The sequence below is a fragment of the Sodalis sp. dw_96 genome (assembly GCF_018449575.1).
Lineage (GTDB): Bacteria > Pseudomonadota > Gammaproteobacteria > Enterobacterales > Enterobacteriaceae > Acerihabitans.
This window is the reverse complement of record NZ_JAAVUT010000002.1, coordinates 450,475-466,974: the sequence shown is the minus strand read 5'-3', so window position 1 is coordinate 466,974 and position 16,500 is coordinate 450,475. Positions and strand designations below refer to the sequence as shown.

Genomic DNA, 16,500 nt, shown 5'->3' with positions numbered 1-16,500 from the left:
TTGCGTGTCAGTTAACGTCGTTCAGCAATGGGAAATATGACCCATAATTACGGTTCAAACGGAAGGCAAGGACAAGGCAAGGGGTTTGGCTAGTGTAATGCGTGAGATTTATGCCGATGTGATGATCTGGCTTGAGTCACGTACGATCAATTTGGGGCTGATTTTGATATTTTGTATGGGCAGGGAAGGGTTATCGATTCTTTTTAGCAGGATATCCATGGCGGTTTCAGCAATCTTATCGAAAGGCTGGCGCATGGTGGTTAATGTGGGTGTGATCAGGCTGGAGAAATGGATATCGTCAATGCCCAAAATGGAAATCTGCTGAGGAACGCTGACGCCATTTTCCCGCAGGCGAGTCATGATGCCGATTGCCACCATGTCATTCATGCCAATTACTGCCGTGGGGAGGGTGGGTAAAGAAAGAATGTGCTCCGCCGCAATGCCGCCCATTTCAATCAGATCCGCATCCCCGTAATAGGAATGGTGTAAATGACCGGTGTTGATTTTCAGCAGATTTTCATCCAGCTGATGCGCGGCGATGGCGGCGCAATAGCCACTGATACGCTCTTTCCGGCTTAACGTCAGCGTATCTGAGCACACATACATGACAGCCCGGTGGCCCGAGTTGATGAGATATTCGGTCAGCATCTTTACACATTGGTAGTTATCAATAGTCACCACGTCGGTAGCTGAGCTGTTTTCCGCGGCATCAAACGCCAAAAAGGCAATGCCGTCCCGAATGAATTGCGTCATGGTCTTCTTGCTTAACTGCCCTGAGACGGTGAGGATTCCGCGCACGCCGTGGGCAATCAGATCCTGGATACAGCGCTGTTCCGTTTGGGCGTCACGCAGTGTATTGCATAGGATTAAACGATAGCCCCGATTATTCGCCGCCTGTTCAACGGCCAGCGACAGTTCACCGAAGAAGGGATTGGCGACGGTGGGAATAAGCAATCCAAGCATGGATGAATGGCCAATCTTGAGATTCCGGGCGGCGACATTCGGCACATAGCCCAATGTTAAAATCGCATCAGCAATTCTTTTCTGAGTATCGTTGCGCATCAGGCCGCGACGATCGTTGAAATAATTTGAGATGGTTGATGCGGATACCCCTGCCAGTCTGGCAACGTCTTGAATGGTTATTTTTGACAAAATGATTCCCTGTATGAGTCTCTACGCGATCTGATACCGGACTGTACAGGCGGGGCATTGCCGGTTTTGCAAGGGACGGCCAAATCCTTGTTCAAAACACCATGCCGCCCTCCTGTTCGTCCTCACTATCCTATCATCAAACACGGGTCATGATTCTGCAAGGGCAGCTGTTTTATTGGTGGCCGGACCCAGAAGTTTGGCTAAGCTTCCTTTACAACGCCACCGGGTAGAGTTCGGCATGGCTGCCGACATATGCCCGTCCGTCAGGCAATACCCAGCCCCTGAACATCCCCAATGTATTGAAGGGCGCGGTGATATTGCCTTTTGCATCAATGGCGACGGCGCCGGCGCCAACGCCCAGCTGTTTGAAGTCGCCCATGATATGAAAGGCTGTCGCCTGCTCGATGCTTTCTCCGACGTAACGTATCCTGCTGGCGATATCGTGGGCCAGTACGTTGCGGATGAAATATTCTCCCTGGCCGGTGCCCGATACTGCGCAGACGCCGTCCCGGGCGTAAGTTCCCGCGCCGATTAACGGGCTGTCGCCGATGCGTCCGACGGGTTTGTTATTGTAGCCTCCCGTGGAGGTGGCGGCGGCAAGGTGGCCTTGTCCGTCCAGGGCCACCGCGCCGACGGTCCCGTGCTTTTCAGCCTCTTTCGCCGCTTTATAGGTGCCCGCAGTCTGATGGCGGCGCATGGCAGCAAGGGCCTCGACCCGGCGCGGGGTGGTAAAATAATCGGCATCGACACAGGCAAGCCCATTGGCCAGGGCATAGTTGTCCGCGCCGTCGCCGGCCAGTAATACGCTGTCGCCGGCGTCCAGCAGATGGCGGGCCGCCAGGATGGGATTGCGGATATGCCGCGCCCCGCATACCGCTCCGGCGGCAAGGGTGGCGCCGTACATGATGGCCGCGTCAAGCTCATGCCCGGCGTCGGCATTCAGGGCCGCGCCGTAACCGGCGTTGAACCAGGGGGAGTCTTCCATGACCACCACCGCGGCCTGTACGGCATCCAGCGAGGAACCCTGACCTAGCAGTACTTGCCGGCCGGCGGCCAGCGCCTGTTTGAGCGCTTCGCGCGCGGCACGCCACTCATCCTCAGTCATTTCATGTTCCGCCATAACGCCGCAGCCGCCGTGGAGGGCCAATGCTATCGGGGAAACCGTCTTAGCCATTCTGTTCACCTTATTTTTGCTTCAATAGCTTCACGCCCTGTGATGAACGGATTCATCATGCTTCCCGCCCAAAGACAGAAGAATTTATTATGCTTCGCACCCCGTGGCGGGCGTAATCATTGTGGTTCAAGCCCAGTGACAGGCGACCTTTAGCCCCGATGATTTCACCGCCAGTATCGGGCGTTCGACCCGACAGAGATCGGTGGCCTTGGGACAGCGGGTATGAAACCGGCAGCCGGATGGGGGAGACAGCGGACTGGGCAACTCGCCGGTCAGGCTGACATTTTTACCCCGGTCGGCGGGATCCAGGGTCGGGGCGGCACGGAGCAGTGCCTGGGTGTAGGGGTGAAGAGGGGACTCATACAGGGTTTCGGTATCGCCCACTTCCACCACTTCCCCGAGATACATCACCGCCACGCGATGTGAAATATGGCGTACCAGCCGCAGATCGTGGGCGACAAACAGCACCGTCAGGGACAGCTTTTGCTGCAGATCCAGCAGCAGGTTCACCACCTGGGCCTGGACGGAGACATCCAGCGCCGACACCAGTTCGTCCGCCACCAGGACTTCCGGCTCCACCGCCAGCGCGCGGCTGATGCCGATACGCTGGCGCTGTCCACCGGAAAATTCATGGGGATATTTGTCTATGGCATCCTCGGGCAGGCGTACCAGTGCCATCAGTTGCCGGATCCGTGCCGGGATATCTTTCTTCGGGCAGACATGGTGCACCGAGAGTGCTTCCGTCAGCATCTGGCCGACGGTCATTCTCGGGTTCAGCGAGCCATAGGGATCCTGGAAAATCATCTGTACCTGGCGGTTGAAGCTGCGCCGGTATTGACCGCGCAGTTCGGCGATATCCTGGCCCTTGAAACGAACGCGTCCGTCGGTGGCATTTTCCAATCCCACCAGCGTACGCGCCAGGGTGGATTTTCCGCAGCCCGATTCACCGACAATGCCCAGGGTCTCACCGCGTTTTATCTCGAGGCGTACGCCGTTCAGCGCCTGAATGTATTTCTTCGGCTCGCCTTTCAGATATTGGGTGAGGGACTGTTTAACCGGAAAATGCACCATCGCATCTTCCACGCTGATAATAGGTATCTCGCGAGGTGGATTGCTCATTTCAAACTCCCTCCAACTGCTCGGCCAGCTGTTGCTGAATATGCTGATGGTGATGGCAGGCTACCTGTCTGTTGTCAGACAATCGGATCAGGGGCGGAACCTGTTGCCGGCACACTTCAGTGCTGTAGGGGCAGCGGGGATGAAAGCTGCAGCCCGCGGGTAAATTCAGCAGCGAGGGCGGCGTGCCTTCAATGGATTGCAGCGAGGTGCGCGCGTCACCGGCCTGTGGCACCGACGCGATAAGCCCTTGGGTATAAGGATGCCGAGGGCGTTGAAGAAGGTCGGCCACCGGCGCGGTTTCAACGATGCGTCCGGCATACATCACGGCCACCCGATCGCAAAGCTGTGCCACCACGCCGAGATCGTGGGTGACGAAAATGATCCCCATGCCGAGCTGGTCACGCAGATTAAGCAGCAATTTGAGAATTTGTTCCTGGATGGTGACATCCAGCGCGGTGGTGGGCTCATCCGCCAGCAGCAGCTTGGGATTACCCGCCAAGGCGATGGCGATCATTACGCGCTGGCGCATCCCGCCGGAAAACTGGTGCGGGTAGTCGTCAAGGCGGCTCTCCGGCGCGGGAATGCCCACCTGATTCAATAACTCTATAGCGCGCCGCCGCCTGGCTTTCCGGTTCAATGTGGTATGGGCATGCAGGCTCTCTTCAATCTGCCGCCATACGGTAAGCACCGGATTGAGCGCAATCATCGGTTCCTGGAAAATCATGGCGATTTCACCGCCGCGCACCGAGCGCAGGGCGGCGGCATCGAGTTCGGTCAGCTCGCGACCCCGCCATTTTACCGATCCCGTTACCTGAGCCGAGGCGGGCATCAGCTTTAACAGAGAGCGTAGGGTCACGCTTTTTCCCGAGCCGGATTCCCCCACCAGTCCCAGAATTTCCCCCGATTGCAGCGTCAGGCTCACCTCCTGGATGGCGGGCAGCTCGCCACGGGAGGTGTGGATGCGGGTATTGAGGTTGGTGACCTCCAATAGCGCTGTGCCGCGGCTGTTTAATGGCGTGTTCATCATTGTCGCTCCGCTGTTTGGCTAACGGCTGCCGGGACGTAAATATTCTGCCAGGGTATCACCGAGCAGGCTGAAGCCCAGCCCGGTAATCACGATGGCAAAGCCGGGAAATATGGTGATCCACCAGGCGGTATCCATGAAGTTTTTACCCGAGGCGATCAATACCCCCCATTCCGCCGTGGGCGGTTGTGCCCCCAGACCGAGATAGCCCAGGCTGGAACCGAGCAGAATCGCCAACGCCATGTCGGTCATCCAGTACACCAGCGTGGTGGTGACTACGTTAGGCAGTAAATGGCGAAAGATGATGCGCAGGTGGCTGTATCCCATGACCCTGCCGGCGGCGACATAATCCAGGCGTTTTTGCACGCTGACCTCTCCGGCAATCAGGCGGGCGTAAAACACCCAATAGATGATCCCGACCGCGATATACATGCTGTTCAAGCCAGGACCGAGAATGGCCACAATGGCAATCACCAGCACCAGCAGCGGGAAGGTAATCACGGCGTCCACCACGCGCTGGAACAGGGTTTCCACAATACCGCCGTAAAAGCCCACCAGTAGTCCCACCAGGGTGCCGAAAATCATCGGAAACAGCGTGGTGAACAGGGCGATTTCCAGATCGATGCGCCAGGCATAAATCACCCGGCTGAAGACATCGCGGCCGAAATTATCGGTGCCGAACAGATGCTGGACGGAAGGGCCCTTGAGTATGGCCCGGTAGTCGAACCGCAAGGGATCAAAGGGTGCTATCCAGCCGGGGAAAAACGATGCAACCAGACCGAAGGCCAAAATCAGCAGGCTGAGCAGGGAAGGCCACGGCAGGCGGTTACGCCATGAACGGGTCAATGAGCGTCGCAGCGGCAGAGTTGTCATCGTGCCCTCCTGGGGTCGAGCATGACCTGAATGATATCGGTAACAAGAAAGATCAGCGAAACCAGCACCGCCAGGACAATCACCAGTCCCTGCACCATGGGGTAGTCCCGGCTGAATATGCTGTCCACCATAAGCCGGCAGATGCCCGGTACGGCAAAAACCGTTTCGGTTATGACCGCGCTGCCGATAATGGTGCCGATATTAAGCGCGAACAGGGAAAGCATGGGAATCAGGGAGTTGCGCAAGACATGACGTAGTAGCACAACGCGGTTGCTCAGACCCTTGGCGCGGGCAAAGGTGACATATTCGGCATCCAGTACGGCAATAATGGATGCCCGCAGGCTGTTCATCAGTACGGCGGTAAGGCTCAGGGCCAGGGTCATGGACGGTAAAAAAAGGTGCCACAATTTGTCAATGAACGTATCGCCGTAGCCGCCCACCGGAAACAGATGCAGGTGTGCCGAGAAGATGGTCAGCAACACCAGACCGATATAAAACGGCGGCATGGACAGCGTGACCTGGAAGGAGCCGCGTATCGCCATGTCCCCCGCGCTATTGCGCCGCAGGGCGGAGTAAAAAGCCAAGGGGATAGCCATGATCAGGGCAAAAAATCCCGCCATGGCGGTGAGCATCAGCGTTACCGGCAGACGTTCGGTGAGCACGGCGGTGACCGGCGCATGGAGGGCGAAGGAGTTACCCAGGTTCCCCGTCGCCACTTGTCTTACAAAAAGAACAAACTGCACCGGCAGAGGCTTGTCGAGACCCAGCTCGCTGTTGATGCGCGCCACATCGGCATTGGTACTGCGATCCCCTATCATGGCGCTGGCCGGATCCCCCGGCAGCAGACGCACGATGGTAAACGTCACCACCAGAATGACCAGCAGCGTCGGGATAATCAGCAGAATGCGTTTCAGTATATATGTCAGTTCAGGCACCCGGCCCCCCAATGTCGCGATACCCTTCGTCTTTCACGCCGCAGCTGTGTTGGCTGCGCCCGCTCACCCCAGTCACTTAGCTATCTAAGCTCCTGGGGACTCACGGGCTTGCCGCCTTGCTGCAATGTGAAAGCTCTTGGGTTATACCCTTCGTCTTTCAAGTTGCAGCTGTGTTGGCTAGCACTCTATCGGCTCTATACGATACCAAGGGTTACTTCTTGCTCAGCCAGGTCGCGGTAAAGATATTGTTACCCAATGGGATCTGCACAAAATCATGCACGCTCTTTTTCAACGCCACCGGGTAGGAACTTTCATACAGCGGAACGGTGGGTCCGGTGCTGTTGTAGATATCCTGAATCTGCTTGTAATCCGCCGCGCGTTTAACCGGATCCATCTCTTTTTGCGAGGCTTCAAACAGCTGGTCGACGGTATCGTTCTTCCAGCCGGAATGCAGCGCATCGATATTTTTCGAGTAGGCAAAGTAGGAGGCGATTTCGTTCGGATCGGCAATGTCGTCGGTCCAGGGCGACAGGCGCATGTTGAAATCCCCTTTGCGGTAGCGTTCGGTACGGGTGGCGTTGTCCACCTGGCTGATGGTGACCGTCACGCCGATTTGCGACCACATCTGCTGTAGCGCGGTGGCGATACTGATGTCGTCTTCGTTGCCGGCCAGGATCATCAGGCTGGTGCTGAAGCCCGACGGATAGCCCGCTTCCTTCATCAGGGCCTTGGCTTTCGCCACGTCCACCGGATAGAGCGGCGCGGTGCCGGAGTTCAGCGGCGTTGAGGTGGACATAAAGGAGGTCATCGGTTTGCCGATGCCGTAGGTCACCAACTGGATTACGCCCTCTTTGTCGGTGGCATAATTCAGCGCCTCACGTACCTTGGGTTGTGCCAAGGGGTTGGGTTTGCCGTCGATTTGCGGGCGAACGTTCATACTGGCATATTCCACGCGGGTTGAGGGGTACAGCATCATATTCAGCGACGACTGGCCCTTTAATTCATTGACGCGGGAGTAGGGGATAAACTCGGCGCCGTCCAGTTCGCCGGATTGCAGCTTCAGGATCCGGGTGGCATCGTCAGGCACGATTTCAAAGGTGATGCTGTCAAGGTAAGGCAGCGCTTTACCATCCTCGCCTTTACGCCAGTAGTAGGGATTGCGCACCAGCGTCATGGTGGAGTTATGTTGCCAGGCCTTCAGCATAAACGGCCCGGAGCCCACCGGATGTTCGGCAAAGGCGGTGGCTTTATCATGATCGGTAGCGCCCGGCGTCGTCTCAAACGCTTTCTCCGGCATGATGGAGGTATTAAAAACGGTGAGGGCGGTCAGGATGGCCGGATCGGGTTGGGACAGGTTGATCACCACGGTCTGCGGATCTTTGATGGTGACGCTATCGATTGCGCTGACCATGAACTGCCAAATGCCATTGCCGGGTTTACTGGCGCGTTCAAGGGACCATTTGACGTCTTGTGCGGTAATCGGCGACCCGTCGGAAAATTTGGTGCCGGGACGCAGGGTCAGGGTGACGCTCTTGCCGTCGCCGGCGACTTGCCAGGCGGTGGCAAGGCCAGGCTCGACGCCTTTGCCGTCACGGGTAGGCTCCAGCAGGGTGTCGTAAAGGTTGGAGAGGATCCAGATGTCGTTATTGCTGTCATTAAACACCGGCTCAAGGAACGTGCTGTCGGCATAGCGCCCATAGACCAGCGTCCCGCCACGTTGAACAGCGTCGGCGGCCTGGGCGGCCGTTAAGCCCAATGCGCTTGCCGTCAGTAATGCTATCAGGGTTATTTTATGTAATGCCATCATTGCCACGCCCCTTTTGATCGTCGAAAAATGTGATCGTTACGCAGCGTCAGGCTGCGGAATAGAATGCTGCTGCTGATCTGTTCTAGTGTACTGGTACAATATTTGAGTTATCTGTCACAAAATGTCAATAATTCGACTGAAAAAAACGAGATATTATTTTCATATAGCTAGTCAAATCGGTTCTTTAGCTTTTTCAAAGTAATTCAGACTTGCATTTCAGTAAAAATCAATATTACTGTATTAGTGCGCTATAACACCTTAAGGCAGATTATGGATTTTCATCTGGATCGCAGTTCCCCTCTCCCCTTGGGAGTACAGCTTCGCGGATTGATTGAATATGCAATCACCTTCGGCGCGCTGAAAGCGGGTGAGAAACTGCCTTCCGTGAGAGTGATGGCGGAAATGGCCGGTGTGGCGCCCATGACGGTTGCCCAGGTTTATCGAGAATTGCAAGAGGCGGAGCTGGTGTTCAGTAAACCCGGTTCCGGCACGTTTATCGCCGATGCAAAACAGCCGTTTTCCCTGAGCGTGCAAGACAGCGGCCGGCTGTATCAGCGCATAGATGAACTGCTGGAATGCGGTATCGCCATGGGGCATACCGCCCAGGACTTGGGGCAGCTTATTATCGGCCGATTTAACGACCGGCAGCGGAAATTCAGTCAAAAACGCGTGTTTCTGGTGGGGAATTTTATCGCTTCCGCCCGTGATTATGCCCAGAGCGTTGCCGAAACACTGGGGGATAGGGCAACCGTGGAAGCCACGACCCTTACCGATCTCAAGGGTGATGAGCTCCTGCGGCGGCGGGTGGCGACGGCGGATTTACTGCTGACCTTTGCTCATCGCCGTCGAGAAGTCAGCCAGCTTTTGCCGGGTTTGCGGGTGATGAATATCAATCTCATCCCCTCCGAGAATACGCGCCGGGCGCTGGCGTCACTCGATCCGCTGACCCGTGTGCTGGTGGTGTCGATCTTTCCCGAGTTCACCGCCTTGATGAGCGAAGGGGTTAAGCGGTTTGCGCCGCATGTGGACAATATCCAGGTGATTCAACGGGACTCCCCTTCGCTTGCGGCACAGTTGCAGCAGGCGGGCACGGTGGTCTATGCCACCGGCGCCGAGGAGCTCGCGGCCGGGCTTAAGCCGGGCCAGCAGGCGTTTGAATATCGTCACGTTCCCGATACCGGGGATATCCAGCGGGTGGTCCTGCCTCTGCTAGAGCAAAAACTCGGTAAGGCACTTGATAATAAGGAATTCAATGAAAATTAGTGAAATGAATTGGCCGCAGGTGGAAAGCTATCTCACCACTGACGATCGCGCCATCGTGCCTTTGGGCAGCACTGAGCAACATGCGTTTCTGAGTCTGTCGGTGGATTCCATCCTGGCGGAGAAAATTGCCGTTGACGCCGCCGAACCCTACGGCATTCCCGTCTTTCCCGCGTTGCCCTTCGGCATGACCCCGACGTTCAGCGATTTTCCGGGCACCATCAGCCTGAGCATGCAAACCTATACCCGGTTGTTATACGACATTCTCAACAGCCTGAAACGGCAGGGATTCCGGCGCATTCTGCTGGTGAACGGTCATGGCGGCAACTCTCCCGCGCAGAACATCATCAGCGAATGGATGGTGAATAATCCGGAGGTGACGGTACAGCTGCATAACTGGTGGAACGCTCCCCTGGTTTGGGCGAAGGTCGCGGCCACCGATCCCGTGGCGTCCCACGCCTCGTGGATGGAAAACTTTCCCTGGACGCGGCTGGCGGGCGTCGCACAGCCGGAGACCCGCAAGCCGATGGTGAATCTCGTTGAATTGCGCAAGATGAATCCGACCCAGGCGCGCGCCTATCTGGTAGACGGCAACTACGGCGGGTATTACCAGCGGCCGGACGACGAGATGCTGGCTATCTGGCAAACCGCCATCGATGAACTGCGCCAGATTATTGAATCACTGTAAATCAGGTTTCCGACAAACCAGCCCGGTGTTGGTAAGGCGAGAGCGGATGTGCCCTCCGCGCAGGGGGCGTAGATGAAACAATACCTTCAGGCGTGATCCGACCAGACACATTGTCAACGCGATCACATACTTTTCATGGCAGGAGATCTTCAGCATGTCCGCATCGCTTTCTACGCTTCCGGTAAATGAACATCAACGGGCTCCCTGGGTGATATGGGGCGCCGGCGCCATTGGCGGCGCGATCGGCGCAGCCTTCATCAACGCCGGCGAACAGGTGATTTTTGTCGATAACGTTGCAGAGCATGTTGCGGCGATCAATCGCGACGGGCTTCGCATTACGGGACCGTTGGGGGAGCGATGCGTGCGTGCACCGGCATTTTTGCCCGAAGAGATGGTGGGGCAATTTGCCGGCAAGCTGGGTGCGGTTTTGCTGGCGGTAAAATCCCATCATACGCGCGGCGCCATGGAAACGATGACTCCTTTATTGACTCCCGAAGGCTATGTGGTTTCTTTGCAAAACGGCCTTAATGAGACGGTAATAGCCGAATTTATCGGTGAACAGCGGACCGTCGGCGCCTTTCTCAATTTTGGCGCGGATTTTCTTGAACCCGGGGTTATACACCTCGGCGGTCGCGGAGCGGTGGTGATCGGAGAACTGGACGGCGTGACGCGCCAGCGGACGGACGCGTTATTCCAGCTGCTGCAAAAATTTGAACCCGATGCCATTCTCACCGCGAATATCTGGGGGTATCTCTGGTCGAAAATCATTTACGGCGCGTTGCTGTTCGCCACGGCGCTCACCAACGACAGTATTGCCGATGTGTTGGCCATGACGGAATACCGTCCGGTCCTCACCGGGCTGGCGCGGGAAATCGGCGCCGTGGCCGCTGCCAAAGGCATAGCCCTGTTGCCCTTCGACGGTTTTGATCCGCTGGCGTTTTTGCCTGACGCGACCCCCGGTCAAACGGCAAAATCCTTTGACGACATGGTGGCGCATAATCGCCGCTCGGCGAAATCCCATTCTGGAATCTGGCGCGATCTGGCCGTACGTAAACGGCAAACGGAAGTGGATGCGCAAATCGCGCCGGTTATTCCTATTGGCGCCGGTTGCGGCATTTCGATGCCGTTGACCAATCGACTGGTGGAGCTTATCCATCGTTTAGAAAAAGGCGAGTTGCCGCAGGCCCTGTCTACGCTTGCACTGCTTGGGAAGAATTCTGATGCCTGATAATTTTGATTTTTCTCACCGCCGCGTGGTGGTCACCGGCGCGGCGCAGGGATTCGGCCGCGCCATATGCCAAGCGTTTGCCAACCGGGGCGCGACGGTTTACGCCTGCGATATCCAGTCCGAGGGGGTGGAAGAGACCGCCAGGCTGTGCGGCCCCTCCTGCCATGCCTTTACCCTGGACGTGGCCGATAGCCACAGCGTCTCGACGCTGTTTATGCAGTTGAATAAAGCACACGGCCCCGTGGACACCCTGGTGAATAACGCCGGCGGCGTGGCGGGTCAAATAGGCCAACCCATCGAGCAGGTCACTCTGTCGCAATGGCGGGCGATTGTGGATGTCAACCTGACCGGCGCGTTTCTGATGTCACAGGCCGCCGCGCCCGCCATGAAGCAGCAAAAATTCGGCCGCATCGTCAACATCTCCAGCCGTGCGGGGCTGGATGTCAGCCTCACCGGCATACAGGCCTATGCCGGCGCGAAAGCCGGACAAATTGGCCTGACGCGCCAACTGGCCCATGAACTGGGCCCATGGAATATTACCGTGAATAACGTTGCGCCGGGCTTTATCCGCAGTAATCCCTCTACCGAAAAGCAGTGGCAGGCCATGGGAACAGAGGGCCAGTCGCAGCTTATTGACCGCATTGCCCTAAAACGGCTTGGCGCACCGGAGGATATTGCCCATGCGGTGCTATTTTTCGCCTCCCCCTGGGCAAACTGGGTTACCGGCCAGGTGCTGAGCGTGGATGGGGGGAGATAAATTGATGTCGCTGAAGGGGCATGAGTAACCAGGAAGGCCAGTAGGGTATAAGGAGCCCCCGCGTTTAAACATTATAAATGAGTCTACAAATTTACAATAAAAATTGTTTTGGTATCGACTGCTGATGTGATCCTATTCTGACTGAATAGCCCATATCCCAGTTTTCCTTCTTTAAAAGATTCCATGTCTCCCTGTTTCTGCCGGTATTTTCTCACAGCCAATCTGGTCATTGACAAACAATATTAATTGTAATGTAATACATTTAAGAATGTTAACAGGATCATGCTGCTGATTGATGATGCGGCCGATACCAGCGGGGAGAAAACGCAGTATGACCAGCTACGAGAAAGAAATTGCCCTGGCGGAGAAATTGGAAAGCCTGTACCGATGGCGCCGCGCCGCCCGCCAATGGCTAGTGGTTCTTGATATGACGCCGACGTCAGACTGGCATTTGCGTGACCGGATCATCAGTCGACGGGAAGTCTGCATCACCTATGGAAACGTGTATTGCGGCGAATATGCGGGCATCAATGAAGCCCGGCTGGCGGATTTCGCCGACCAGAGGGGCGACGCTTGAGTGCCTTGGCGTTGATGAACACGGGCGGCGGCATCCACGGATATATAACGACAGTGGGTATAGGGAGGGAATGATGACTTTAACCAGGATGAATGAGACGTTATGACGATCACTTTAGAGCCTTCCGGACGTTAATAACATCCCTCCAAACCGGGTCATAAAAAAGCCCTATGGCCCGTCCGGTGCCTGACCCGTTAACTGTGATATAACTCTCGTACATGACTTTGGCGTCATGTTAGGTTTAATTAATCCCTATATAGGACTAATTTGTCACTACATTAGCAGTTATAAATCTCAATTTTAGACAATTAGTCCTAATTTAGGATATATGAGGATGCCAGGCGCAGACAGGCCACCCTCACCGGGCGGCGAAAATCTGAATTAACTACCGGAGCGTAAAATGAACGGGATAGACTATGTGGTCATGGCGCTCTACGCCTTGATGATTGTGATCATTACCCTGTGGGCGATGCGCAAGGTGGGCAGCACCAAGGATTTTTTTGCCGCCGGCGGCAACATGCCCTGGTGGCTGTCGGGCATTTCCCATCATATGTCGGGTTATAGCGCGGCGGTGTTCGTTGCGTACGCCGGGGTGGCTTACAGTTACGGCATCACGATTTACTTCTGGTGGGCGCTGCCTATTTCCATTGCGGTATTTCTCGGGTCGTTTATCTTTGCGCCGCGCTGGGCGCGGCTGCGCATCCATATGCATATTGAATCGCCCATGGAGTATCTCGCCACCCGCTATAACGTCCCGACGCAACAGCTGCTGGCCTGGAGCGGCGTGTTGCTGAAAACCTTCGACGTCGGCGCCAAGTGGGCGGCCATCGCCATTATCATCAATGTCTTCACCGGCCTGGATACCGTCTATGGCATCGCTATCTCCGGCGTATTGTGCCTGTTTTACACCGTGATGGGCGGTCTGTGGGCCGATGCCTGCAACGACTTCGGCCAGTTCGTGGTGCAATTTATCGCGGCCATTGTCATGGTGGCGGCGGTGGCGGCCCATTTGGGGGGCTTGCACGGATTGCTCACCGTGTGGGACCGGTTGCCGCCGGCCCACACTCAGATTATCCGCGAGCCCTATACCCTGGGATTTATGCTGGCCTATTTCGTGATCTATACCCTCAGCTACAACGGGGGCACCTGGAACCTGGCGCAGCGGTTTATCGCCTCGCCCCGCGGCAGGGATGCCCATAAAGCCGCGCTGCTGTCGGCGGTGTTGTATCTGTTGTGGCCGCTGGTGCTGTTTTATCCCATGTGGGCCGCGCCGGTGCTTTTTCCCGGTATCGCCGATCCGTCACAGTCTTATTCGGTCATGGCAATGCACCTGTTGCCCAACGGCCTGATCGGCCTGGTGCTGGTGGCCATGTTTGCCCATACCCTGTCAATGACCTCTTCCGACTCCAATGCCATTACCGCCGTGGTCACGCGGGATATCCTGCCGGTGCTGTTTCCCCGCCGTTTCGGCAACGGCCAGTCCTCGCTGGTGGTGGCTCGGGTGACGGTAGTGGCGTTTATCGTCACCACGCTGCTGATTGCGGTGAATGCCGGCCGGTTCGGCGGCGTGCTTACCCTGCTGATCGTCTGGTTCGGCGGGCTGGTGGGCCCGATCTCAATCCCCATGCTGCTGGGACTATTGCCTTGGTTCAGAAAATGCGGGCCCCTGGCCGCCATCGGATCCTGGGGGGTGGGTATCGTGGCATTCTTCGGGGTGAAGTTCGCCATACCGGGCATGAGCACAACGCAAATCGTCGCCATCCCCGTCATCTCTTCGTTGATTGTCTATGTGCTGGCCGGCGTGTTCCGGCGAAGCCCGGTCAGCCCGCAGGTTGATAGCCTGTTGGCCGCGCTGAACCAGGATCAGGCGGCGGTATCCGCCGGTCGTCCCGCCGTTGCCCTGCGCAAGTCGTAAACAGCTTTATCCAAAGGAGTTTTATATGTCATTGCCACTGCTGACACGCCGCTGTGAACAGCTTGCCGTCGAGGTGTTTGCCGACCGGCTTGCCCTTGGCGAGTATTCCGCCGCGGCCGCGGCCGATTATCTTCGCCAATGCCTTGGCAAGCAGGAGAACGTACGGATTATTTTCGCCGCCGCGCCGTCGCAGAATGAATTTCTGGCGGCCCTGGCGATGGCTGAGGGAATCGACTGGTCTCGGGTGACGGCGTTTCATATGGACGAATACATCGGCCTGCCGCCGGAATCGGATCAGCGTTTCAGCCACTATCTTAATCAGCATCTGTTCGAAAGAGTGCATCCTGGCACGGTGCATCTGATCCCGGCCTGGCAGGATGCGGAACGGATCTGCCGCCATTACTCTGCTCTTATCCGCCAGGCGCCCATTGATATGGTTTGCCTGGGCATTGGGGAAAACGGTCACCTGGCGTTCAACGATCCGCCGGTGGCGGATTTCCAGGATCCCGCCGTGATGAAAACGGTGGCGCTGGATCCGGTGTGCCGCCAACAGCAGGTGAACGATGGGTGCTTTACCACCCTGGACGCGGTGCCCACCCACGCCGTGACCTTGACTATCCCCGCGTTGATGGCGGCCGGGCGGCTGTTTTGCATGGTGCCCGGGACGCAAAAGCGGGCGGCAATAACGGCCATGCTGCGGCAACCGGTTTCCACCGTCTGTCCGGCCACTATTTTGCGTACCCATGGCGCCTGTACGCTGTTTACCGATTCGGATGCCTTTGGGGAAAATGTCCATGGATAAGGTTTGCCTGCGGGGCAGGGATTACCGCGATTTAACCGCGCTGGAGATCCATGGGGAACAGGGCGTAATCAGCCGCATCCGTCCGCTGTGCCGGGACGATGCGCTGCCCATCATCGCGCCGGGATTGGTGGATTTGCAGGTAAACGGATTCGCCGGGGTAGATTTTAATCATCACCCGATCGGGGAGGAGTCGGTGCTGGCGGTGACCCGACGTTTATGGCGGGAAGGCGTAACGACATTTCTGCCCACCGTCATCACCCATAATGACGATGACATCGAACAAATGGTCCGGGGAATAGCCAATGCCCGTCGACAGTTTGCCGAGGTCGGGCAGAGTGTGGCCGGCATTCATCTGGAAGGGCCGTTTATCTCTCCCGAGGACGGGCCGCGCGGCGCCCATGACCGGGCCTTGGTGAAAGCACCGGACTGGTCCTTGTTTCAGCGTTGGCAGCGGGCGGCGGGCGGCAATATCCGCCTGCTGACCCTGGCGCCGGAGTGGCCGGGCAGTGAGGCGTTTATCCGGCGCTGCGTGCGGGAGGGGGTGACGGTTTCCCTCGGCCATACCGGCGCAGGGGCGGAACATATTGCCGCGGCGGTGGCGGCCGGCGCGTCGATGTCCACCCATCTGGGCAATGGAGCGCATCTGCTGTTGCCCAGGCATCCCAATTATATCTGGGAACAGCTGGCGCAGGATAATCTGTGGTGCGCCATGATTGGCGATGGCGAGCATTTGCCGGTGTCGGTGCTCAAAGTGTTTATGCGGGTAAAGCGGCAACGGGGATTTTTGGTGAGCGATGCCACCAGCCTGGCCGGCATGCCCCCTGGGCGTTATCAACTGCATATCGGCGGCGATGTGGTGCTTACCCCGCAAGGACGGCTGTCGCTGGCGGATAATCCCGGCCTGCTGGCGGGATCGGCGCGTTCGCTGCTGTACGGCGTAAACACCTTGATAAGAGAGGGTCTGGCGAGCCGGCGCGAGGCCTGGGATATGGCATCGATACGTCCGGCGGCTATGCTCGATTTGCCGACGCAACGGGGTTTGGCGGTGGGTTCCCCGCTGAATGCGGTGCTGCTCGGCGAAAGCGGCAAAGGGGAGCTTAACGTGCAGTCCGCCTATGTGCGGGGCGAATGCGTGTGGCGGGAGGAATAGTTTTTACAAGGGCCGGGTTATGCCATAATGCCGGCTTGT

Annotated in this window: 15 protein-coding genes; 8 read left to right on the top strand and 7 right to left on the bottom strand. The window is 57.2% G+C overall.

Annotation, left to right across the window (positions count from 1 at the left end):
* Positions 1-108 precede the first annotated feature (108 nt).
* The 7 genes from HB631_RS05235 to HB631_RS05205 form a co-directional block, all read right to left on the bottom strand.
* A complete protein-coding gene (locus HB631_RS05235; protein WP_213990070.1) occupies positions 109-1,152 on the bottom strand; it encodes a LacI family DNA-binding transcriptional regulator in 1,044 nt (347 codons plus the stop codon).
* Between the two features lie 211 nt (positions 1,153-1,363).
* The gene (locus HB631_RS05230; protein WP_213990069.1) at positions 1,364-2,326 is read right to left on the bottom strand and encodes an isoaspartyl peptidase/L-asparaginase; all 963 of its coding nucleotides are present in this window, start codon (positions 2,324-2,326) and stop codon (positions 1,364-1,366) included.
* 126 nt (positions 2,327-2,452) lie between these two features.
* Positions 2,453-3,445 (bottom strand): oligopeptide/dipeptide ABC transporter ATP-binding protein, encoded by a 993-nt coding sequence (locus HB631_RS05225; RefSeq protein WP_213990068.1) that lies wholly within the window; start codon positions 3,443-3,445, stop codon positions 2,453-2,455.
* 1 nt (position 3,446) lies between these two features.
* A complete protein-coding gene (locus tag HB631_RS05220; protein WP_213990067.1) occupies positions 3,447-4,472 on the bottom strand; it encodes an ABC transporter ATP-binding protein in 1,026 nt (341 codons plus the stop codon).
* Between the two features lie 18 nt (positions 4,473-4,490).
* Positions 4,491-5,342, bottom strand: coding sequence for an ABC transporter permease (locus HB631_RS05215; protein ID WP_213990066.1), 852 nt, complete (start codon positions 5,340-5,342; stop codon positions 4,491-4,493).
* The gene (locus tag HB631_RS05210; RefSeq protein WP_213990065.1) at positions 5,339-6,277 is read right to left on the bottom strand and encodes an ABC transporter permease subunit; all 939 of its coding nucleotides are present in this window, start codon (positions 6,275-6,277) and stop codon (positions 5,339-5,341) included. Before HB631_RS05210 ends, HB631_RS05215 begins: the two co-directional genes overlap by 4 nt.
* Positions 6,278-6,488: 211 nt before the next feature.
* A complete protein-coding gene (locus tag HB631_RS05205) occupies positions 6,489-8,084 on the bottom strand; it encodes an ABC transporter substrate-binding protein (protein ID WP_213990064.1) in 1,596 nt (531 codons plus the stop codon).
* A gap of 270 nt (positions 8,085-8,354) precedes the next feature.
* Between HB631_RS05205 and HB631_RS05200 the strand changes: the two genes are divergently transcribed.
* The 8 genes from HB631_RS05200 (at position 8,355) to HB631_RS05165 (ending at position 16,461) form a co-directional block, all read left to right on the top strand.
* Complete coding sequence (locus HB631_RS05200; protein ID WP_213990063.1) at positions 8,355-9,347, top strand: GntR family transcriptional regulator; 993 nt, start codon at positions 8,355-8,357, stop codon at positions 9,345-9,347.
* Complete coding sequence (locus tag HB631_RS05195; RefSeq protein WP_213990062.1) at positions 9,337-10,032, top strand: creatininase family protein; 696 nt, start codon at positions 9,337-9,339, stop codon at positions 10,030-10,032. The genes HB631_RS05200 and HB631_RS05195 overlap by 11 nt, the downstream gene beginning before the upstream one ends.
* A 154-nt stretch (positions 10,033-10,186) precedes the next feature.
* On the top strand, positions 10,187-11,260 hold the full coding sequence (locus HB631_RS05190; RefSeq protein WP_213990061.1) for a 2-dehydropantoate 2-reductase: 1,074 nt from the start codon (positions 10,187-10,189) through the stop codon (positions 11,258-11,260).
* On the top strand, positions 11,253-12,017 hold the full coding sequence (locus tag HB631_RS05185) for an SDR family NAD(P)-dependent oxidoreductase (RefSeq protein WP_213990060.1): 765 nt from the start codon (positions 11,253-11,255) through the stop codon (positions 12,015-12,017). Before HB631_RS05190 ends, HB631_RS05185 begins: the two co-directional genes overlap by 8 nt.
* Before the next feature lie 331 nt (positions 12,018-12,348).
* On the top strand, positions 12,349-12,594 hold the full coding sequence (locus HB631_RS05180) for a hypothetical protein (protein ID WP_213990059.1): 246 nt from the start codon (positions 12,349-12,351) through the stop codon (positions 12,592-12,594).
* Positions 12,595-12,994: 400 nt separating this feature from the next.
* The gene (locus tag HB631_RS05175; protein WP_213990058.1) at positions 12,995-14,509 is read left to right on the top strand and encodes a sodium:solute symporter family protein; all 1,515 of its coding nucleotides are present in this window, start codon (positions 12,995-12,997) and stop codon (positions 14,507-14,509) included.
* A gap of 25 nt (positions 14,510-14,534) precedes the next feature.
* Complete coding sequence (locus tag HB631_RS05170) at positions 14,535-15,311, top strand: glucosamine-6-phosphate deaminase (protein WP_213990057.1); 777 nt, start codon at positions 14,535-14,537, stop codon at positions 15,309-15,311.
* Complete coding sequence (locus tag HB631_RS05165; protein ID WP_213990056.1) at positions 15,304-16,461, top strand: amidohydrolase family protein; 1,158 nt, start codon at positions 15,304-15,306, stop codon at positions 16,459-16,461. Before HB631_RS05170 ends, HB631_RS05165 begins: the two co-directional genes overlap by 8 nt.
* Positions 16,462-16,500: the final 39 nt, after the last annotated feature.